General features: G+C 58.6%; 13 protein-coding genes. 5 read left to right on the top strand and 8 right to left on the bottom strand.

Annotated elements, in window-relative coordinates; translation table 11 throughout:
• Positions 1 to 22 precede the first annotated feature (22 nt).
• Entirely contained in the window at positions 23 to 1,690 is a 1,668-nt protein-coding gene (locus K9U38_RS09590) for an electron transfer flavoprotein-ubiquinone oxidoreductase (RefSeq protein WP_224494109.1), read from the bottom strand.
• Between the two features lie 298 nt (positions 1,691 to 1,988).
• Between K9U38_RS09590 and K9U38_RS09585 the strand changes: the two genes are divergently transcribed.
• The 3 genes from K9U38_RS09585 (at position 1,989) to K9U38_RS09575 (ending at position 4,849) form a co-directional block, all read left to right on the top strand.
• Positions 1,989 to 2,600: a hypothetical protein gene (locus K9U38_RS09585; protein ID WP_224494108.1), complete on the top strand. Its 612-nt coding sequence runs from the start codon at positions 1,989 to 1,991 to the stop codon at positions 2,598 to 2,600.
• Positions 2,601 to 2,656: 56 nt separating this feature from the next.
• Positions 2,657 to 3,484 (top strand): uracil-DNA glycosylase, encoded by an 828-nt coding sequence (locus tag K9U38_RS09580; protein ID WP_224494107.1) that lies wholly within the window; start codon positions 2,657 to 2,659, stop codon positions 3,482 to 3,484.
• Positions 3,485 to 3,601: 117 nt separating this feature from the next.
• Complete coding sequence (locus K9U38_RS09575) at positions 3,602 to 4,849, top strand: MFS transporter (RefSeq protein ID WP_224494106.1); 1,248 nt, start codon at positions 3,602 to 3,604, stop codon at positions 4,847 to 4,849.
• 3 nt (positions 4,850 to 4,852) lie between these two features.
• On the opposite strand, the gene K9U38_RS09570 is transcribed toward K9U38_RS09575, so the two are convergent.
• Positions 4,853 to 5,785, bottom strand: coding sequence for a DMT family transporter (locus K9U38_RS09570; protein ID WP_224494355.1), 933 nt, complete (start codon positions 5,783 to 5,785; stop codon positions 4,853 to 4,855).
• 641 nt (positions 5,786 to 6,426) lie between these two features.
• Here K9U38_RS09570 and pepN point away from each other — a divergent pair.
• Together pepN and K9U38_RS09560 are read left to right on the top strand one after the other, a co-directional pair.
• Positions 6,427 to 9,072 (top strand): aminopeptidase N, encoded by a 2,646-nt coding sequence (gene pepN / locus K9U38_RS09565; RefSeq protein ID WP_224494105.1) that lies wholly within the window; start codon positions 6,427 to 6,429, stop codon positions 9,070 to 9,072.
• 252 nt (positions 9,073 to 9,324) lie between these two features.
• Positions 9,325 to 11,679: a PAS domain-containing sensor histidine kinase gene (locus K9U38_RS09560; protein ID WP_224494104.1), complete on the top strand. Its 2,355-nt coding sequence runs from the start codon at positions 9,325 to 9,327 to the stop codon at positions 11,677 to 11,679.
• An 8-nt stretch (positions 11,680 to 11,687) separates the two neighbouring features.
• On the opposite strand, the gene K9U38_RS09555 is transcribed toward K9U38_RS09560, so the two are convergent.
• The 6 genes from K9U38_RS09555 to K9U38_RS09530 all read right to left on the bottom strand — a co-directional run.
• A complete protein-coding gene (locus K9U38_RS09555) occupies positions 11,688 to 14,663 on the bottom strand; it encodes a bifunctional [glutamine synthetase] adenylyltransferase/[glutamine synthetase]-adenylyl-L-tyrosine phosphorylase (protein WP_224494103.1) in 2,976 nt (991 codons plus the stop codon).
• A complete protein-coding gene (locus tag K9U38_RS09550) occupies positions 14,660 to 16,063 on the bottom strand; it encodes a sensor histidine kinase (protein ID WP_224494102.1) in 1,404 nt (467 codons plus the stop codon). Before K9U38_RS09550 ends, K9U38_RS09555 begins: the two co-directional genes overlap by 4 nt.
• Positions 16,060 to 16,752: a response regulator transcription factor gene (locus tag K9U38_RS09545; protein WP_224494101.1), complete on the bottom strand. Its 693-nt coding sequence runs from the start codon at positions 16,750 to 16,752 to the stop codon at positions 16,060 to 16,062. Before K9U38_RS09545 ends, K9U38_RS09550 begins: the two co-directional genes overlap by 4 nt.
• Before the next feature lie 148 nt (positions 16,753 to 16,900).
• Complete coding sequence (locus tag K9U38_RS09540) at positions 16,901 to 18,427, bottom strand: Do family serine endopeptidase (protein WP_224494100.1); 1,527 nt, start codon at positions 18,425 to 18,427, stop codon at positions 16,901 to 16,903.
• 127 nt (positions 18,428 to 18,554) lie between these two features.
• Positions 18,555 to 19,118, bottom strand: coding sequence for an invasion associated locus B family protein (locus K9U38_RS09535; protein WP_224494354.1), 564 nt, complete (start codon positions 19,116 to 19,118; stop codon positions 18,555 to 18,557).
• A 26-nt stretch (positions 19,119 to 19,144) separates the two neighbouring features.
• A partial coding sequence (locus K9U38_RS09530; protein WP_224494099.1) for a YadA-like family protein occupies positions 19,145 to 21,212 on the bottom strand: 2,068 nt, incomplete at its 5' end.

The raw sequence follows: 21,212 nt of genomic DNA, 5'->3' as shown, positions 1-21,212 counted from the left end.
CGGCACAGCCGGGCCGGTGCTGTCACATGCTGGTATAGACCGGGCCTTCGCCGCCCTGGGGTGGCACCCAGTTGATGTTCTGGTTGGGATCCTTGATGTCGCAGGTCTTGCAGTGAACGCAATTCTGCGCGTTGATCACGAACTTGGGGCCCGAGCCTTCTTCCACCCATTCATAGACGCCCGCAGGACAATAGCGGGTGGACGGTCCGGCATAGACATCGTGCTCTGACGTCTTCTGCAGCGCGGGATCCTTGACGATCAGGTGAACCGGCTCGTTCTCCTCATGGTTGGTGTTGGACAGGAACACCGAGGACAAGCGGTCGAAGGTCAGAACGCCATCGGGTTTCGGATAGGCGATCGGCGAATGCTTGCTGGCGGGCTCGAGCGATGCCGCATCGGTCTTGCCGTGCTTCCATGTTCCAAATGGGGACCAGCCGCCGAAGATCGTGTTGAGCCACATGTCGATCCCGCCGAGGAGAACACCGCCGACAGTGCCGAGCTTCGACCACATCGGCTTGACGTTGCGCACGCGCTTCAGGTCCTTGCCAATCTCACTGGAACGCCAGGCATTCTCATAGGCGATGAGCTCGTCATTGGCCCGTCCGGCAGCGATGGCCTCAGCCACATGTTCGGCGGCAAGCATGCCGGAGAGCATGGCATTGTGCGAACCCTTGATGCGCGGCACGTTGACGAAACCGGCCGAGCAGCCAATGAGGGCCCCGCCCGGGAAGGAAAGCTTCGGCACCGACTGCCAGCCGCCTTCGGTGATCGCACGCGCTCCGTAGGAAAGGCGCTTGCCGCCCTCAAAGGTACCGCGGATCGATGGATGCGTCTTGAAGCGCTGGAATTCCTCGAACGGCGAAAGGTAGGGATTCTTGTAGTTGAGGTGCATGACGAAACCGACAGCGACGGTGTTGTCCTCAAGGTGGTAGAGGAACGAACCACCGCCCGTCTTCATGTCGAGCGGCCAGCCAAAGGTGTGCTGCACCAGGCCAAGCTTGTGCTTGGACGGGTCGACCTGCCACAGCTCCTTCAAGCCGATACCATATTTGGCGGGTTCCTTGCCCTCATCGAGCTTGAACGTATGGATCAGCTGCTTGGCAAGCGAGCCGCGTGCCCCCTCGGCGATCAGCACATATTTGCCAAGAAGGGCCATGCCGCGTGTGTAGGCTGGTCCATGGGAGCCGTCCTTTTCGATGCCCATGTCCCCGGTGGCGACGCCGATGACGGAACCGCTGTCGTCATAAAGCACTTCCGAGCCGGCAAAGCCTGGATAGATCTCGACGCCGAGCTCTTCCGCCTTGGTGGCGAGCCAGCGGCAGACATTGCCGAGCGAGACAATGAAGTTGCCGTGATTGTTCATCAGCGGCGGCATGCCGAAGTTGGGAAGACGGATCGAGCCTGAATGGCCGAGCACCAGAAAATGGTCGGCCGTGACCGGCGTCTTGAATGGATGCCCCTCCTCCTCGCGCCAACCCGGCAAAAGCTTGTCGACGCCGATCGGATCGACCACCGCGCCGGACAGGATATGCGCGCCGACTTCGCCGCCCTTTTCCAGAACGACCACGGAGAGCTCTGGATTGATCTGCTTGAGCCTGATGGCAGCCGAAAGACCCGCCGGTCCTCCACCCACGATCACGACATCAAACTCCATGCTCTCGCGCTCTGGAAGTTCGTTTGTCTCGCTCATCATTTCCTCCTGAACCACATGCCCCGTAGACACGATTGAATCCGTGTTTTTTCGATTTGTAGCCTAACAATAGCCGTATGACAGCGGGAGTTGCGCATTCCAGATGCGGCCAATTGCCCCCCATCTTACGACGATCGACAGATTTAATAGTTTACCTTGACGTAAACGTCAATATTTTGAACGATCTTGGACACACTGCCGAGAGTTGCGCCTTTACACAATTCGTTCATACTCCGGCTAGCGCATTTGGTTGCGTTGTACGACTGCTGGTGGCCATCAAAAACCGAATGGAGACCGGATGAGACTGCCCCGAGTGATCTGGATGCTCAACGGCCTGATTACCATCGGCATGCTTTGCAATGTATTCGCTTCAGAGGGGATCGCGGCCGAGGAACGCGAACTGTGGACGGTAGGTCCCTATTCCTTCTCGGATGAGCTCGGCGGGTTCGCGATACGCTCGATCAGCGGCAAGGGCACGATCGACGATCCCATCGTGATCGTCGAGGAATTCGACTCCGCGACCCCAACAACCCTTGTGATTCGAACCGAGCGTGTCACGCAAGCCAATCCCAGCGAGGACGTTGGCATCCTGTTCTATCTGCGTATCCAGGCGATTAATGGCAGCGGCCATCCTTGGATCGAATTCGAGTTCGAGCTCCAGGAACAATTGCACGTACCAAGCGACTACGGAGACGGCCTGTCCTTCTACCAGCCTGGGGACAAGACGGGCATGATCCACTCGAATGGCTTCACGGAATACAGCGACGATTTCGAGCCCTATGACCGGATGGTCTTCCGTGGCGGACAAGTCGATCCTCGCGCGAACGCGACTTTTGAATTTCCCGTTGCCGACTTTACGCCAAAGCGCCAGTTTTATCTGGTGCAGGACCCGCGCATTCCATCATCCTGACCTTGCAATCGCCCGTGCAATTTGCGACTTCACATGCAGCTCTTAAGGATTCAAGATTGCCGAACCTTCGCGAACTGCTGGACTTCTATGCCGAGGCGGGCGTTGATACGCCGCTCGAAGACGTGCCGGTCAACCGTTTTTCGCAGGTCGAAGCAAAACGCACAACGACGCCACTAGCAGCTTCACCACAAAAGGCACCTGCCACACCGTCCGAAAGGATGCAATCCGCTCCACCAGCACCGCCGGTCGTGACCAAGGCCACGGTTCCGGATGATGCCCAGATCGCAATGGCCCGGCAGCTGGCGTCGAGCGCGGCTACACTGGACGAATTGCACGCGCAGCTGGCCGCATTCGATGGATGCAATCTCAAGTTCACAGCCAAGAACCTCGTTTTCGCCGACGGGAATCCCCATGCATCGATCATGTTTGTCGGCGAGGCACCGGGTCGTGAAGAGGACCTTGAGGGAGTACCCTTCATCGGCCGTTCCGGGCAATTGCTCGATCGCATGTTTGCGGCGATCGGTCTTGACCGTTCCAGCGTCTATATCGCCAACACAATTCCGTGGCGCCCGCCCGGCAACCGGACGCCGACGCCACTCGAAACCGAAATCTGCCGTCCGTTCTTCGAGCGCCAGATCGAGCTTGCCAATCCGAAACTGCTGGTCGCACTAGGTGGACCGGCAGCCAAGGCGTTGACCGATACGACGGAGGGTATTCTCCGCTTGCGCGGTAATTGGAAAAGCCACACGACGGCATCGGGGATTGAAATTCCCGTCATGCCGACACTTCATCCTGCCTATCTCCTGCGCAATTCAGCTCAAAAGCGGTTCGCCTGGCGCGATTTCGTCAGTGTCAAATTGCGGTTGCGTGCATTGACGGAATGATCCATACGCTCGGGCTCGTGCCTTTCTTGGCGCAAAACTGGAATGGCAGTGTCGTAATCGCTGGCTTGCGGGCCAATAGAAAACTGTAGTTTCAGATCTGAAACACAGGATGCGCGCATGTTTCGCCAGCTATTGCCAATCACGGCATTATTGACCAGCACGTTCCTGATGCTCACTGCAGGAGGCCTGGCCGGTATCTTGTTGCCTCTGCGCGCCGGCATGGAGGGCTGGTCCCCGACCACTATCGGCTGGCTCGGCACGGGATACGCCCTCGCTTTCACCGGCGGCTGCATCATCGTTCCACGTCTTGTGCGCCGCGTCGGTCATGTTCGCGTTTTCGCCGTTCTGCTGACGCTGTTGAGCATGTCCATGCTGTTGCACGGATTGATCATCGATCCCTGGGCCTGGACGTTGTTCCGGGCGCTGGCCGGCTTTTCACTAGCCGGAAGCTATATGGTCATCGAGAGCTGGCTGAACGAACGTGTCACCAATTCGACCCGCGGGATGGTTTTCTCGATCTATATGATCGTTTCCATGATCGGCCTTCTGGTCGGCCAGTATATCCTGCCGTTCGGCAACGCCGCTACGCATGTGCTGTTCATGATCGGAGCGCTGATCTATGCCTCTGCGCTGGTGCCGACGGGCCTATCCAACGCCCAATCACCGCGCCCATTGACTCAAGTGTCGCTCGATCTTCCCGGACTATATCGCAAATCGCCGGCTGCGCTGATCGGTTCGCTGCTGGCCGGAATCATCGCAGGCGCCTGGAACTTCCTGTCCGCCGTTTATGGAAGGGACATTGGGCTGTCGACTTTCGGCATCGCAACGATGATCGCAAGTTCCATGATAGGCGGTGCAATCTTCCAGTACCCGATCGGTCGCGCCTCGGACTTCGTCGACCGCCGCTATGTAATGGTCGTTGCCGGGATTGGCGGTGTTGCCATCTCACTGACAATGATCATGGTGCAACCGACGACGCCATGGGTGATCTATACGCTGATGTTTGCCTTCGGAACGGTGCTGTTTCCGATCTATTCGCTCAATGTCGCACACGCCAACGACTTCGCCGAGCCGAGTGAATTCGTCAAGATTTCCAGTGGGTTACTGATTGTATATGGTGTAGGTAGCATGATCGGACCGCAGATCGCCGGACGGCTGATGGACCTGAATGGCCCCACCGGCTTCTTCGTCACCATGGCGATCAGCTATGCGGCCTATGGCTCGTACGCGTTCTGGCGCAGCCTGCGCCGCGCATCGCAGGCACCATCGGCCCGTCCCGATTTTGCGATACGCCCGCACGACCGACCGCAGACGCCGGAGACGCTGCAGCTTCATCCCTTGAGCGAGGCCGCGCAGGAAGAGTAGCTCTCAGCCCTGCGGCGTCGACACCTTGCGCGCTCTTGCGCGGGCGAGACCCAGTTGGTGTTCACGATAGATAATGAAAATCCCGGCACTGATAACGATGGTTGCCCCCAGTATCATCTCTACCGTCGGTATGTCACCAAACAGCAGGTAACCGAGAGCAAGTCCGAGCAACATGGACGTATACTCGAAGGGTGCGATGGCCGATATGTCCGCGTGGCGATAGCTTTCCGTGAGCAGGATCTGCGCAACACCTCCGGCGATGCCGGCCATGATCAGACAGGTGGCCTGAAAAGGTGTCGGCCATACCCAGCCAAACGGAAAGCTGACTAGCGCGATCAAGCTCGAGGTAATGGAGAAATATACGACGATGGTAGGCGTGCGTTCACTCTGGACAAGCCGGCGGACCAGCAACATCGCGACGGCAGCAAGGGCGGCGCCGCCCAATGTGGCCAGTGCGCCGATGGCCTGGTCGCCGCCAAATTCTGTTTCTCCAGTGAAGAACGACAGGCGCGGCCAGAGGATAATCAAGACGCCGATCAGGCCAAAACATACCGCCGACCAGCGATGCAGCCGCACGGTCTCGCGCAGAAAAATGGCGCTGCACACCACTGTCAGCAATGGCGAGGCATAGCTGATTGCGATCGACTCCGGCAGAGGCAGCTTCGTCAAGCCGAAAAAGGTCAGGCTCATCGCGCTGACCCCGACAAATCCCCGCCAAAAATGACTGAAGGGCTCACTGGTCTTGAACGCCACCGCCATCTGTCCCTGCCACGCAATAAAGGCGATAACCGGGAAAATGGCGAAGAATGAGCGGAAGAACACGAGCTGGCCAGCTGGTACGCCATCCGATGCCTTGAGCAGGCTCGACATGCACACGAAAACGCAGACAGAGGCGACCTTCAGACCAATTCCAAGCATGACATTGGTAGTACGCATTTTATCTGCAACAGGCGGTTCACCATCCTGCGGGTGAACGATGGTAGTCACGGTCGGGGATCCTTGAGGAGGTCGGCGTGGAGATTCAACTGATATATCTTTAGGCCCGTTTAGACAGGCGCGCCAGAGATTAATCGATCACGTTGCGTTTTTGAGGCAAACATTCGGGTGAACGCAACCGGATTCGACACGGGCCCAGACCATTCAACCTGACGTTTGTTGCGTGCAGACACAAACCCGGAAACTCTGCGCGAATCTCGATTGAGGGCTAAAGCAGCATTACCGGGCCAGCGGTGAATTGGAGAAGATTGGCTCCTCCAACTGCGGCATCAGCCATGCCTTCAACTTGGAGGTGAACTATGCGGTATCCGCCGTTTAACATCACCCCTATTGTGAAAATGAACCCGGACGACCTGGTCAATAACCGTCCGGGTTCATTTTCACAGATAAGGAAAGGAGGGTGGGTGAAAGCCCATCCTCCACTCCAAGATCACTATATCAACTTTCGTGCACTCTTTCCAAGATGCAGACCGTCGGTCCTTAATTGCACTGCGGCGCAGAGCGTCTGCCGAATATCGCCTCATTGTGCCATATCGAAAACACGGCTAGGTTCCGGCACCACATAAAGGATATCTAGAACGATGCGTACCGATACCGGCCAAGTTTTTCATCTGGAAGATTACAAGCCAACCGATTTTCTCATTCCTGAAACCCGTCTGGAATTCGAGCTTCATCCTGAGCGCACTGTTGTCAAATCGACATTGCGCATTGAACGCAGGCCAGACACCGCCGCCGACGCACCGCTGGTTCTGGACGGTGATGAATTGAAGCTTGTTGATCTCCGCATCGACGGCCAGGCTCCCGGCGACAATACCTATTTGGCCAGCCCTGACCGCCTTGAGATTCGCGGTCTGCCGGAGAGCGGCGAGTTCACGCTGGAAATCACGACGGAGGTCAATCCGACAACCAACCGCCAGTTGACCGGCCTTTACCGGTCGAGCAATGTCTATTGTACCCAATGCGAAGCCGAAGGCTTCCGCCGGATCACCTATTTCCTTGACCGTCCCGATCTGCTCTCGGTCTATACGGTGCGCATCGAAGCCGATCGGGGTGAGGCTCCCCTGCTCCTGTCGAACGGCAATCCCAAAGAGGGGGGTGTGCTGGCCGATGGCCGCCATTTTGCGGTCTGGCACGATCCCCACCCAAAGCCTGCCTACCTGTTTGCACTCGTCGCCGGCGATCTCGGCGTCATACGTGATACGTTCACCACCGCCTCCGGCCGGCACGTCGAACTTGGCATCTATGTCGAGCACGGCAAGGAACCGCGCGCCCTCTACGCGATGGATGCGCTGAAGCGTTCCATGAAATGGGACGAAGACGTCTTCGGCCGCGAATATGACCTTGATGTATTCAACATCGTCGCCGTTTCGGATTTCAACATGGGCGCGATGGAAAATAAGGGTCTCAATGTCTTCAACGACAAGTACGTGCTCGCCGACCCCGAAACCGCAACCGACACCGATTATGCCGGGATCGAGGCTGTCATCGCGCACGAGTATTTTCACAATTGGACTGGAAACAGAATCACTTGCCGCGACTGGTTCCAGCTTTGCCTCAAGGAAGGCCTCACCGTCTACCGCGACCATGAGTTCTCCGCCGACATGCGCTCGCGGCCGGTCAAGCGCATCGCAGAAGTGAAGGGACTGAAGGCGCACCAGTTCCCGGAAGATGCAGGTCCCCTCGCCCACCCGGTCCGTCCACGGCAGTTTCGCGAGATCAACAACTTCTATACCTCGACCGTTTACGAAAAAGGCTCCGAGGTCGTCCGCATGATCCGCACGATCCTGGGGCCGGATCTCTTCCGCAAGAGCATGGATCTTTATTTCGAGCGCCACGATGGCGATGCGGCCACCATCGAGGATTTCATCAAGGTGTTCGAGGATGCTTCCGGCGAGGACCTGAGCCAGTTCGCACTCTGGTATGACCAGGCCGGAACGCCCAACCTGGCCATCACCTATGATTATGATCCAGCAACCAAGACCTTCGAGATCGAGATCGAACAATCCTTGAAGCCGACACCCGGTCAACCGTCGAAGAAGCCGATGCATATCCCCGTGCAATTCGGGCTGCTCGGCGCCAAGGGTCGCGAGCTGAGGCCCCGTTCGGCCAAGGGCGGAGTGGTCAAGGGCGATGTGATCCATTTGCGCAAACGCAAGGAACGGTTCAGCTTTTCCGGAATCTCGGAGAGACCGGTGCCATCGCTGCTGCGCGGTTTTTCAGCCCCTGTGACACTGACCAGCGAATTGACCCGATCGGATCTGGTTTTCCTTGCCCGCAATGACAATGATGAGGTCACGCGTTGGCAGGCCCTGACCCAGCTTCTTAACGCCAAGCTGACCAGCAATTCGAAGCGGGTCCGCGGCGGCAAGCCGGCAACCATCGAGAACTCCTCGATCAGGCTTCTCGGTGAAATCGCTTTCAACCCGGCGCTGGACGAGGCATTTCGCGCGCTTTGCCTGAGCATTCCGTCCGAAAGCGACATTGCCCGCGAGCTTGGGACCAATATCGATCCTGATGCCATCCTCGGCAGCAGAAACGCGCTGATCCAGGCAGTGGCACAGGCGCAGGACGAGAAATTCGCCGAGCTTTATGACCGTCTCGACCATGACGGCCCGTTCCAGCCGGATGCGGCCAGTGCCGGGCGCCGGGCGCTGCGCAATGTGCTGCTGGATTATCTCAGCGTTGCCGATGCCAGTCCGAAACGCGCAGCAGCGCAGTTCGCCCATGCAGACAACATGACCGACAAGGCCGCCGCGCTCGGTGTCCTCGTCCAGCGCTTTGGCGCAAGCACGGCCACAGGCGAGGCGCTGCAGGCATTCGAGAAACATTTCGGAAACGATCCGCTGGTCATGGACAAGTGGTTCGTTGTACAGGCCATGCAGCCGGGGGATGAAGCCTTGGGCAAAGTGCGCGGGCTGATGGCACACAAGCTGTTCTCTCTCGACAACCCGAACCGCACACGCGCGCTCATCGGTTCTTTCTCCAGCGGCAACCAGACCGGTTTCAACCGGGCCGATGGTCACGGCTACAGGTTCTTCGCCGAGACGGTACTGACGATCGACAAGAAGAATCCCCAGCTTGCCGCCCGGCTTTTGACCGCAATGCGTTCCTGGCGTTCCTTCGAGCCGGTGCGCCGCGAGCATGCTCGGGAAGCGCTTGCAACCATCGCGACGGTGACCGGCCTGTCCTCCGATGTGCGGGATATTGTCGAGCGTACCCTGGCCTAGTAGCGGGCCGACGGCTTATCCACCGACCCGGTTTTCAAATTACCCTCGGCAAACGCCGAGGGTAATTTGAGTCATTTCAAGGCCTTATGACTCGACCTTTCACTACTTGTCTCGTCTGCCTTAAGTATTGATAAATATTTAACAAAGGGACTAGACACGCAGAATCAGTTTTGATTCACTACAGGTGCTTCGGATGTGCGGCGTGCCGAAAGCAAATCACTGATTATAAAGGTAAAATGAGGGGGCCATTCGATGGCAAATGCGGACGCGTATCACGCGCCGACGGGGAAGATTTACGCCAAGATCCGGGGTAATGCGCGGGGGCGCAACCGGCTTTCTGGCCACGTCAAACTTCTCGCCGATCCTGCCTATGGCAAGCTGCTGGCCGCGGAGCCGTTCTTGCGCCGTGCCGTTCCACCCCTGATCATCATTTTCCTGCTTGTGCTCGCAATCGTCAGGTCCATGTCATTGCTCGCATGGCGTGACGACATGGAGCGGACAACCCGTGCTACCCTGGCGATGGCGGCAAGCCATGTCGCCAGCGTCATCGACAACCAACTGAACGCAAAGCGTATGAATGGCACCCAGAAGCTGGATGCCGGCGAGCTGCAGAACATCATCAGCGAGATCAGATCGAGCGCCTTGGTCCCGGAAGGCATGTGGTTTGCGGTTGCAAACGGCAGCAGCAACATCCTTGTGTCATCCGACGGCCTTGAACGCTGGCGAGACAGCAGCCTCGAAACCTTCGTAACTGAAGGGCAGCCGCTGTTCCTTTTCGGCGCGCGCGCCGGGGCCATGCCGGTAAAAGTGGACGGGACCCCTGCCTTTGCCGCCTTCAGCCGTACAAGCGGCGACGTCGGCCAGGAGACCTATGCGGTCTTCGTCACCCAGCCGGTTGAAGCGATATTTGCCGAATGGCGCCGGGTCGTGTCGATCAACGTCACATTGTTTGCGGGCACGGCGACGATCATGTTGATCGTGCTCTACGCCTATTTCAGCCAGGCCGCACGCGCCCAGGATGCGGACGCGCTCTATCAGCACACCCAGGCGCGCGTGGATACGGCCCTGGCGCGCGGCCGCTGCGGATTGTGGGATTGGGATATGGCGCGCGGCCGTGTCTACTGGTCACGCTCAATGTACGAAATGCTTGGCTACGAAGCCCACGATGCCATTCTGTCGCTTGGTGATATTTCCTCCATCATCCATCCCGACGACGACAGGCTCTACAGTCTGGCCGCGCAGGTGGCCGCAGGAGAAATCACGCAGATGGACCGCGTCTTCCGCATGCGCCACGCGGAAGGTCACTGGGTCTGGATGCGCGTGCGGGCGCAGGTGGCGGATGCGAGCATGGGCGATCTGCATCTCGTCGGCGTTGCGGTCGATGTGAGCGAGCAGCACCGGTTTGTCGAGGCGACCGCGCAAGCGGACAAGCGCATCCGCGAGGCCATCGAGAGCATTTCGGAAACCTTCGTCCTCTGGGATGCCGATAACCGCCTGGTCATGTCGAACAGCAAGTTCAACGAGTATTCGGGCCTTGCCAATGAATGTCTCCTGCCAGGGATCAGCCGCGAGGAGCTTGAACCCCGTATCCGCGCGGTAGCGTTTGAAAAGCGCATGGCAAACGAAAACGGCCGCAATGGCGCACTGACTTTCGAACGGCAGCTGGCCGATGGACGCTGGCTGCAGGTCAATGAACGACGGACCCAGGATGGCGGTCTCGTTTCTGTCGGGACCGACATCACGCAGCTGAAAGTGCATGAGGAACGGCTGGTCGACAGCGAGCGCCGCCTGATGGCCACCATCCATGACCTGAGCCTCGCCCGCAAGTCCGAGATAGAGCGCACGCTGGAGCTGACCGAACTCAACAGCAAATATGCCGTCGAGAAGGAGCGCGCAGAAGCAGCCAACCGCGCAAAATCCGAATTCCTCGCCAACATGTCCCACGAGTTGCGTACACCGCTCAACGCAATTATCGGATTTTCGGAGATCATGCATTCCGGCACCTTCGGTGCCCTCGGCTCGGACCGTTACGTGGAGTACGTTCACGACATCCATACCAGCGGCAATTACCTTCTCAACGTCATCAACGACATTCTCGACATGTCGAAGATCGAAGCCGGCCATTTCTCGCTGGATCGCGAAGAAATCGATCTTTGCCCGCTGATCCACGAGACCGTGCGCGTGGTTTCACTGCAGGCGGAAGAGAAGGATGTGAGGGTCGAGACCCGGATCGCGGAAAGCGTCACCCTCAATGCCGACCGGCGTGCAATCAAGCAGGTCCTGCTCAATCTCCTGTCCAATGCCGTGAAGTTCACCGACACGGGCGGGCGGATTTCGGTCCGGGCGCGCAAGGTGGCCGGCGCTCTCGTCTTCACCATCGAAGACACCGGCTGCGGTATTCCGAAGTCGGCACTCAAGAAGATCGGTCAACCGTTCGAACAGGTCGCAAACCAGTTCACCAAGTCGCATGCGGGGTCCGGTCTCGGTCTCGCCATCTCGCGTTCGCTGACGGAACTGCATGGCGGAGCCCTGAAAATCCGCTCGCACGAGGGCGTTGGCACCATCGTTTCAGTGCGCATTCCAACACGGACAACTGAAAAAGCCTGAGGAAGGCATTAATTCAATGATTTGGCCCGGTTGCGTGCGGATTTGAGGAGTGTATCGAAGGTCCTCCGTACCGATTGCGCAGTTTCGGCAAGCTGGCTTTCGACGCGCTCCAGATCGGGCAGGTCACAGGCACGGCACAGCAACTCCGACAGACCAGGCGGGAAATCCTCGCGTTTCACGTCGCCGTTCAGGCAGAGCCGGATGATCTGGGTGATGCCGGTGTAAAGATGAGCAGCTTCGACGAGGCTGTCGGTTGTGGCTGGGTCGGAAAAGTCCGGATTCAGCCTGGTCAGAACCTCCGCTGTGGGCTGCGCGGTAATTGATCCGTCGACATTTCCCGTCAGTACGGCAAACTGCGCGATGAATTCGAGATCGATGATGCCGCCTGCAACGAGTTTCAGGTCCCATGCGTCGCTTGGTGGCTTCTCCGCCTCGATCATCGCACGCATCTCGGCAACATCCTTGGCGATCTTCGCCACATCGCGCGGCAAGGTGAGGATATCGCTGATGTTCTTTTCGATCTCGTCAAAGAAGGTTGCATCTCCCGCAACCGGCCGCGCCCGGGTTAGTGCCATGTGCTCCCAAGTCCAAGCGTCCGTGCGCTGGTACTTACGGAAAGCATCGATATGCGTCGCGACGGGCCCCTTGTTGCCGGATGGGCGCAGTCGAAAGTCGACCTCATAGAGCACGCCTTCCGATGTCGGAGCCGACAACGCGGCGATCAATCGCTGGGTGAGCCGCATATAGTACTGCGACGGCGCCAGGCCTTTCTCGCCATCGGACTCCTCGGCGTCCTCATCATGGTCGTAGAGCAGGATGAGGTCGATATCCGAGCCGGCCGTAAGCTCCCTGCTGCCCAGCTTCCCCATGCCGAGGATGGCAATGCGCCCGCCACTGATCCTGCCATGCTTGCTGGCAAACTCGTCCATCACGGCAGCAAGGGCTCGGTCGATGACCAGATCTGCCAGGTGCGAAAAGGCCTTGCCTGCACGCGCTCCGTCGATTGCACCGGTCAGCAGCCGGATGCCGATGAGAAAGCGGTGTTCGGCCGCAAAAATTCGCAGACGGTCAAGAATGTCCTCGTAGACCTTGGAGGGGCCCAGAAAGCTCTCCAACCGTTCAGCGAGATAGGCGCGCGTAGGCACGTCAGCAAAAATGGCCGGATCAAGCATGCCGTCGAATATATGTGGCTTGCGGGTAATGATGTCTGCAAGCCGCGGCGCCGCGCCCATGATCATCACCAGGAGATCGAGCAGGCGCGGATTGGACTGCAGCAGGCTGAACAGCTGGATGCCCGCCGGGAGGCCCTTGATCATTCCGTCGAAACGCATGAGCGCTTCGTCGGCCCGGCTTGTGGCACCAAAGGCCTTCAGCAGCACGGGGGTCAATTCGGTCAGTCGCTCGCGTGCTTCCGCCGATTGCGTCGCGCGGTATCGCCCGAAATGCCACGTGCGGATGACGCGGCAGATATCGCTCGGCCGCTCGAAACCGAAATTCGCCAGTGTCTTTAACGTATCGGGATCATCGACATCACCCGTGAATACGAGATTGCCCGCCTCCCCCGTCAGATCCTGCGCCTGCTCGAACAGGGCGGCGTAATGAGTTTCGACCGTTTTGAGTGCAGTACGAAAAGCGTCGGCAAAGGTCTCGCCATCGCGGTAGCCCATCATATGCGCTACACGCAGGAAATTCTCGTCATCCTCCGGCAGCATATGGGTCTGCTCGTCGGCGATCATCTGGATGCGGTGCTCGACGTCGCGCAGGAATCCATATTTTTCGGCTAGCGTATCGCGTGCTTCCTCGCTGATCCAGCCAAGCCCCTGCAGCGCACCCAGCATGTCTACGGTGCGCGAACCACGCAGTTTCGGGAACCGGCCGCCGGCGATCAATTGCTGGGTCTGCACAAAGAATTCAATTTCGCGGATCCCGCCTCGCCCGAGCTTTACGTTATGGCCGCGCACGGCAATCTCGCCGTGCCCCTTATGCGCATGGATCTGCCGCTTGATGGAATGGACATCGGCAATGGCCGCATAGTCGAGATATTTGCGCCAGATATAGGGAGCAAGCTCGGCGAGCACCAGTTTTCCAGCATCAATGTCGCCTGCCACTGGCCGCGCCTTGATCATGGCCGCACGTTCCCAATTCTGGCCGCGCCCTTCGTAATAGTTGAGGGCGGCTCCCACGGGAATGGCCAGCGGCGTCGATCCCGGGTCGGGCCGCAGCCGCAAGTCCGTGCGAAAGACATAGCCGTCGGCGGTCCGGTCCTGCATGATACGAACGAGACGCCGCGTCAGGCGCGAGAACGTTTCAACACATTCATAGGGATCGGTGATGGAAGGACTGTGCTCGTCAATGAAGACAATCAGATCGATATCCGACGAATAATTCAGCTCGAACGCGCCGAATTTGCCCATGGCGAGGATGATCCAGCCCGAGTTTTTGTCCGGATGCTCCGGATCAGGGAGCTTGAGCTTGCCTGCCTCGTGCGCGTCAAGCAGGAGAAAACGTACGGCGGCGCCCAGGCACTCCTCGGCAAGCCGCGTCAGCCAGAATGTCGTCTCCGATGTAGTGAACTGACCGGACAGATCGCCCAGCGCTATAAGAACATGGCCTTCGAGCTTCAATTGCCGAAGCCCGGTCATCAGGCCGGCTTCCGTAACATCCTTGCCGTTACTTGTTGCTGAAATTTCCAGCATCAATGCTTCAAGGCGCTTGGACAACGGCATGTCGAACAAGGGTTCGATCAGATTGGGTCGACGCAAAAGAACAGTGCGCAGATAGGGTGAGAGGTCAAGCATAGCCCCAAGAAAACTGGCCGCGGCCTTGGCGGATGTAAGCTTACCGATGCGGGCACAATCCTTTTCCGCGGCGCTCTTCAGGAGATCCGCGAGCAAGAATGCGGCATTCTGCTTGTCCAGCGGCTCCAGATTACGCAAGGTCTGCGCAAAAAAGGCCGCGTCAGCGCCTGCCGCTCCGGAACTCATGCATTCTCCTCTCCCACCGGAAAAACGAGCACAGCCCTCAGCCCCGGCGCATTGTCAATCAACTCCAATGTGCCACCGTGCAATTTCATGACGGCCTTGGCAAGACTGAGACCGAGCCCCGATCCCGGTTGTGAGCGGCTTTCCTCGAGGCGAACGAAACGCTCCGTCGCGCGTCCGACCTGGTCTTCCGGTATTCCCGGCCCATTGTCCGCGACGGTAATCTTGACCTTGCCATCTTCCTTTTCGACGGAAAGCATGACCTCGACAGGGTCTTCCCCTCCGCCCGCATATTTGATTGCGTTGTCGACAAGGTTTGAAATGGTCTGGCCAACGAGCTCGCGGTTCGCCTTGACTGGGGTCGGGTCCATTGTTCCGAGAGCAAGGGTAACTCCTGCGTCTTCGGCCAATGGCTCATAAAGCTCAAATACATCCTCGACGATCGTCGATAGTGGCATTTGCTCCATGGTCTCCGTGGAGTAGCCGGATTCCAGCCTGGAGATCATCAGGATGGCATTGAAGGTCCGGATGAGCTGATCGGAATCGGCGATCATGCCTTCCATTGCGGCCCGCCACGCTTTCGTTGTCTTTGCATTCGAAAGCGCCGACTCGGCCCTGTTGTGCATCCGCGTCAGCGGCGTCTTCAGGTCGTGGGCAATATTGTCCGAGACATGCCTTACGCCTTCGTTCAACTCCTGAATGCGTGCGAGCATGCCGTTGAGGTTTTCCGACAAGCGGTCGAACTCATCGCCGGATCCGCTCACCGGGAGCCGTCCGGCCAGGTCTCCACCCATGATGCGCTGCGAGGCTACCGAAACCTCGTCGATCCGTTGCAAGGCACGCCGGCCGACGAAGAACCAGATCAGGAAAGCGCCAACGCCCATGATGCCAAGTGCTGCCATGAGGGCACGGCGCACGACAAGGCGGACCTGCTCGGGCTCGCCGAGGTCGCGGCCGACCATGACCCGTATACCGTTGGGCATGACGATGACGCGCGCGATGGCAGTATGCGTCTGCGGATCGTTGTTGCCTTCGCCATAGCGCTCATAGGTGATGGGGCGCTCGATCCAGCCTTCGTTCTGCAGCACACCAATTTCGATGCTCTGGACATTGCCGGCAACGATGCGGCCAGCCGGATCAGCGACCAGGTAAAGGTATGCACCGGGCTGACGACCGCGCCTGTCGATCGAGCGAACCAGTCCGGCGATGCCGCCGCGTTCATAGGCTTGGCCGATACTTTCTATCTCTTCATTGACGGCGGTTTCGGTCTGCGTCGTCAGCAACCGCACCGAGAGGCTGGTCATGTAGAAAACGAGAACCAGTGCGCAGACCGTGAACAGCAGCAGATAGAGCGCAGACAGCCGGACGGCCGTCATTTTCATCAGGGCACGAAAACGGCTCATGCATTGGTTCCGGCAGGCGATGCTTTCAGCATGTAGCCGGCCCCGCGCACCGTATGCAGCAGAGGCGTATCGAAACCTTTTTCGATCTTGCCGCGAAGACGGGAAACGTGGACGTCGATCACGTTGGTCTGTGGGTCGAAATGATAATCCCATACATGCTCAAGCAGCATGGTGCGAGTGACGACCTGACCCGCATGGCGCATAAGATATTCGAGCAGCCGGAATTCGCGCGGCTGGAGCACGATGTTTTGCCCTGCCCTTCTTGCCGTATGCGACAGCCTGTCGAGTTCCAGATCGCCGACCCGGTAGACCGTCTCGGCCTCCTTGGGGCTGGATCGCCGTTGCAGGACTTCTATGCGAGCCAGCAATTCGGAGAAGGCATAGGGTTTGGTCAGGTAATCGTCGCCACCGGCACGCAGGCCGGTCACACGATCATCCACCTGGCCAAGTGCCGAGAGAATGAGCGCCGGCGTATCGTTGCCCTGGGCGCGAAGGGCGGCCACGACAGACAGGCCGTCCCGGCGCGGCAACATGCGATCGACGACAAGGGCGTCGTAGCTCCCCTGCTCCGCCAGCGTATAACCGGTTTCGCCATCGCCGGCGACATCGGCAGAATGACCCGCTTCGGCGAAGGCCTTCTCCAGATAGCGTGCCGCTTCGCGGTCATCTTCAATAACGAGAATCTTCATGGCGCATACTAAGCCGGTTTTGACGAGCGAGTTAAGAGCATCGCTGGAAAGAAAAGTGGGCGGCAGATTATCGAAGGATCTGCCGCCCGTGTGCCTTGGCGCTAGCGGGGGTGGGTGCCGCGCCGCAGCAACGTTTACCCGTTGCGTGTTAGCCCTGGTTGATGGGCAGGGCAACGAACCGCGACTGGTCGTTGGTCTGCACCTGCAGGAGCACCGCCTTGCGGCCGGTCTTGGTCGCCTCGGCAATTGCCTCGTCGATCTCGCCGCCGTTCTTCACGGGCTTGTTGTTGACCGAGACGATGATGTCGCCCGTGGTGATGCCCTTGTCGGCAGCATCGCCCTGACGATCCACGTCTGTGACCACAACACCCTTGCCGTCATCGGAAGGCATAACCGTCAAACCGTAGTTATCGAGTGCTGACTCCTTCGACTGATCCTCCTGCTGAGGAGCATTCGATGCCTGCTGGTCATCCTGAGGATAGGCCTTGATCGCAACATTGATCGACTTGGCTTCACCCTTGTGCCAGACAGTCAGTTCGGCATCCTTGCCGGCACTGATCGCCGCAATCTTCTTGGCAAGATCACGCGGATCGCTGACCGTTTCGCCATTGACGGCGGTGATTACATCGCCAGCCACGATGCCAGCCTTGGCAGCCGGACCATCAGTCTGCGGCTCGGCAACAAGGGCACCCTTCTCTTCGGACAAGCCGAGCGATTCAGCAATTTCCTTGTTGACCGGCTGGATTTGTACACCGATCCAGCCCCGCGATACCGAGCCGGTCTTGATCAGCTGGTCGACAACGTTCTTCGCGGTCGACGCCGGGATGGCAAACGCAATACCGACACTGCCACCCGACGGGGAGAAGATCGCCGTGTTAATGCCGACCACTTCGCCGTTCAGGTTAAAGGCTGGACCACCGGAATTGCCGCGATTGACTGCTGCATCGATCTGCAGGAAGTCGTCGTAGGGACCTGCACCGATGTCACGGCCACGAGCCGAAACGATGCCGGCCGTTACCGTGCCGCCAAGCCCGAATGGATTACCAACCGCAACGACCCACTGTCCAACGCGGATCTGATTGTCGTCGCCAAAGGAAACATAGGTGAACTTGCGCTTGTCATCGACCTTGAGCACCGCCAGATCGGTACGCTTGTCCTTGCCGATCAGCTTGGCATCAAGTTCGGTGCCGTCATTCAGCACGACAGTATAGGCGCTGCCATCCTCGACGACGTGGTTGTTGGTAACGAGAAAACCGTCCTCGGAAATGAAGAAGCCCGAGCCCTGGGCTGTCGGTCGAACGCGATCGGGGCGATGCTGGTCGCGCGGCGACTTGCGTGGTTCCATGCCGCGCTGGTCAGGACGCTGGCCGGGACCACCGAACTCATAGAAGAAGCGCTTGAACTGTTCCGGAAGCTGGTCGCCACCCGGAAAACCCGAACCGTCATCGGAGGCCTGGGCGATGGCGCTCTTGACGCGAACACTCACAACAGCAGGGCTGACCTTTTCGACAACATCGGCAAAGCCAGGCTGCTGCACCGAATCGACGCGCACAGCTTCGGCCTGTGCAGGTGCAATGGCGCTCAGCGGACCCGTTGCCAGAAAGCCCCCGACAAGCGCCGAGGACAACAGGGCGGCTGCAATGCCCTTGCGGTAGGATGAGGACCTGTTTGACATATATGTATCTCCTTGAGGCTCCGATCGACACTGCGATCACTTTATAGCAACAGTGATACAGGTAGGAACCTTACCCAGCCATTTCCGCAACATGACAAATTTGTAAGGTTCGGGCCCACTTGAAGGATCATTTTATCGCGGCAAGCGCCGCTGAAAGGCCTTTCAACGGGACGTCGAAAGCAATGAGTTCGCCTAACGCCGCCCCATAGGAGACTCCCACCATGGAGGTTTTGGCGATGTGTTCGCGCAGGATTGGTCCTACAGGCAAAAGTGCGACGCATACAAGGGGATCACATGCATAGGTTTCCACCGAAACGGGCTCCGTGCGGCCCGGGAATGACAGCTTGACCGGCTTCTTGACACCGAGGCCCGGTTTCGTGCGCAATATCATCATCGGCTTGCCCCCCTCGGTTGCCGCCAGCGACCAGGAGAAGGCCAATTGCCCATCCTTGTCGACAATGGTTTGTGTGACGTTGCAGACCTTCTTCATTGTCTTCAGATTTTCATCGCAGATCAGGTCCCAATTCTCGAACGGATGAATGAGGCGGCGATAGCGTCCGAGCTCCGCCCCCACGGGCAGGGTGACCTCGGACGGTTTGATGCTGTACGCAGGAACAGAGGCAGGCTCCTGCCCGGCCGCTGGGGGACAAAGCCAACCGGACAGGAGCAGGCAAGCCAGGATGGTGCGCATCGCAGCTTGCCTAAACATGATGAGCTTCAATTCAAAGTGAAGCTGATGCCGGCGCCGATGCCGAATTCGCCGCCACTGTGCACGCCGGAAATATTTGCACGGACCTTGCCGCTTTCGCTGGTGTAGCCGGCGCCATACGCCACCGCCCCCTGGCCCCTCCAGGCCCCGCCTCCCATGGCGACGCTGATCTTGCCGGGTGCCCCGTCGAACCGCAGCGATGCGGCAGCCAATCCGATCGCCGCAGCCTGCCGGGCCTCACTGCGAACCGAACCGATATCGGAACTCAGCTGATTGAACCTCTCATCCGTGTAGGCCTTTGCATCGGCGAGCGTGGTCGCGGCCTTCTGATCGGCATAGTTGTTGGTATAGCTCTTCGATTGGTCGAGATACTGGTTGTACTGGGTGTTGGTGTTGGTGATCACGGCCTCTTGCACCGTATCCTTCAGCTGGCGGAGATTGACAGCGTCCGTGTCGTTTTTGCCAGCATCGACATTGCTGATTAGCACGGGTGCGTTGGGGTCAGCGCCGGAAAGGGCAACTTGGTTGGTTTTGCTTCCATCGACGGCCGCATACTTGACCGCAACATCATCGAGCGTATTGACCGCCGTGTTGGTCGCATGCAATTGCGAGCCGTTCACTGCGTCTGTGGATGTGACACTCACATTACCCGCCTGCAGATCGGTAATCTTTCTTTCACCCGGGCGATTGTCAACCGCAACAGGCAGCGGAGCGCCCACTTCAGTCGTCTTCGTAACAGGCGCGGAGCCGCCGCCAGTGGTCGTGTCGGTTGTCGTGCCGCCGCCACGTAGGGCAGTGAAGCTCTGCTTGGTCGGGTCCCAGCGCAAGGCATCTGAATCCACCACCCGCGAATTGACGTAGGTGATGTTGGTATTCAATAGGCGAAGGGCATCTCCGACATTGTTGAAGGTATTGGTGGCGCCGGTCGTGCCGTCCTTATTGATAACGGCGATATCATATTTTGGCGCCGTAAGAATGCCCGCATTGATGCTGGCATCGCCGCCGAGATAGGTTGCGAAACTGTTCGACGTATACCAAAGCTGCGCGCCATTGATCGCCTGCATGGAATTCAACGAAACCTCGCCTCTCCCAACATTGTTGATGACCGTGCCCGTACCCACCGGGCCCTCCAGCTCGAGCCGCGTAAGATCAACCTGGTCGCCTTCGTCAAAGGCCTTGCTACTGTTTGTGTCTATCCAAGCATATTTGGCCGAGCGGTCGCCAAGTCGTTTCACCGCGTCGGTTCCGGCGGTCTGCAGCCCCTTCAACTGGCCGACATTGACCGCGTCCGTATCCTCCGTGCCTGCCTTGACATTGGATATCCTGCTGGTGGTATCCGTGCCATGCCTTGCCGAAAAGACTGCGGCAATGGGATCCCACTGCAGCGCATCCTGCTTCAGGCCGTTGATGGCATTGGTGTTGCTTGCAATGTTGGTAGTGTTGACCGTCACTTGCCCGTCGAGGCTCGTCAATGCGTCCTCGACTGTGTGCACATCCCTGGTCTGGATCCTGTAGGTAGGCTGTGTCACATTGCCATCGGCATCGACGCCGGCCTTGCCGCCCAGGATCGTGGCAACCGATCTGCTCACACCGAAGAGCTGCGAACCATTGACCGCCTCTGTGGAGGTTTGGTCGACCAGGCCCTTGCCGACATTGGATATGACGGTCCCGTTCGTACCAGCCAGTCTCACCCTGTTTGGATCGACCACTTCGTCGGCATCAAGCGCGCCATTGCTGTTCTTGTCGTCCCAGGCATATTTCACAGCTGCATCGCCAAGTCTTTTGACGGCATCGCTTCCGGCCGTTGACAGTTCCCTGAGCTGGCCGAAATTGACCGCATCGGTGTCGTCGACACCTCTGTCGACATTGATCAGCTTGCGCGGCCCCTTTTTGCCGGCGAACGTACCTCCAATATCGATCGCAGCACCATCGAGGTCCTTGGCGATCGTGATGCTTTCTCCGGCAGCAGATTGTTGCACCAGGCCAGCCGCACCGGAATTGATGTTATTGATCGACGTATTGATTTTATTGATATCGCCTTCGTTGATCGTCACCCGATCGTCGATATTGGTAATG

The organism is Phyllobacterium lublinensis, from assembly GCF_020164435.1.
In the GTDB taxonomy this organism is placed as follows: domain Bacteria; phylum Pseudomonadota; class Alphaproteobacteria; order Rhizobiales; family Rhizobiaceae; genus Phyllobacterium; species Phyllobacterium lublinensis.
Note: the sequence above shows the minus strand (reverse complement) of the source record. Positions and strands in the feature narration are given on the sequence as shown.

Excerpts from the sequence above, each read along its gene's own strand:
- K9U38_RS09560 (WP_224494104.1), top strand. The coding sequence starts at position 9,325 with ATGGCAAATGCGGACGCGTATCACGCGCCGACGGGGAAGATTTACGCC.
- K9U38_RS09540 (WP_224494100.1), bottom strand. The coding sequence starts at position 18,427 with ATGTCAAACAGGTCCTCATCCTACCGCAAGGGCATTGCAGCCGCCCTG.
- K9U38_RS09590 (WP_224494109.1), bottom strand. The coding sequence starts at position 1,690 with ATGAGCGAGACAAACGAACTTCCAGAGCGCGAGAGCATGGAGTTTGAT.
- pepN (WP_224494105.1), top strand. The coding sequence starts at position 6,427 with ATGCGTACCGATACCGGCCAAGTTTTTCATCTGGAAGATTACAAGCCA.
- K9U38_RS09570 (WP_224494355.1), bottom strand. The coding sequence starts at position 5,785 with ATGCGTACTACCAATGTCATGCTTGGAATTGGTCTGAAGGTCGCCTCT.
- K9U38_RS09545 (WP_224494101.1), bottom strand. The coding sequence starts at position 16,752 with ATGAAGATTCTCGTTATTGAAGATGACCGCGAAGCGGCACGCTATCTG.
- K9U38_RS09550 (WP_224494102.1), bottom strand. The coding sequence starts at position 16,063 with ATGAGCCGTTTTCGTGCCCTGATGAAAATGACGGCCGTCCGGCTGTCT.
- K9U38_RS09555 (WP_224494103.1), bottom strand. The coding sequence starts at position 14,663 with ATGAGTTCCGGAGCGGCAGGCGCTGACGCGGCCTTTTTTGCGCAGACC.
- K9U38_RS09535 (WP_224494354.1), bottom strand. The coding sequence starts at position 19,118 with ATGCGCACCATCCTGGCTTGCCTGCTCCTGTCCGGTTGGCTTTGTCCC.
- K9U38_RS09575 (WP_224494106.1), top strand. The coding sequence starts at position 3,602 with ATGTTTCGCCAGCTATTGCCAATCACGGCATTATTGACCAGCACGTTC.
- K9U38_RS09585 (WP_224494108.1), top strand. The coding sequence starts at position 1,989 with ATGAGACTGCCCCGAGTGATCTGGATGCTCAACGGCCTGATTACCATC.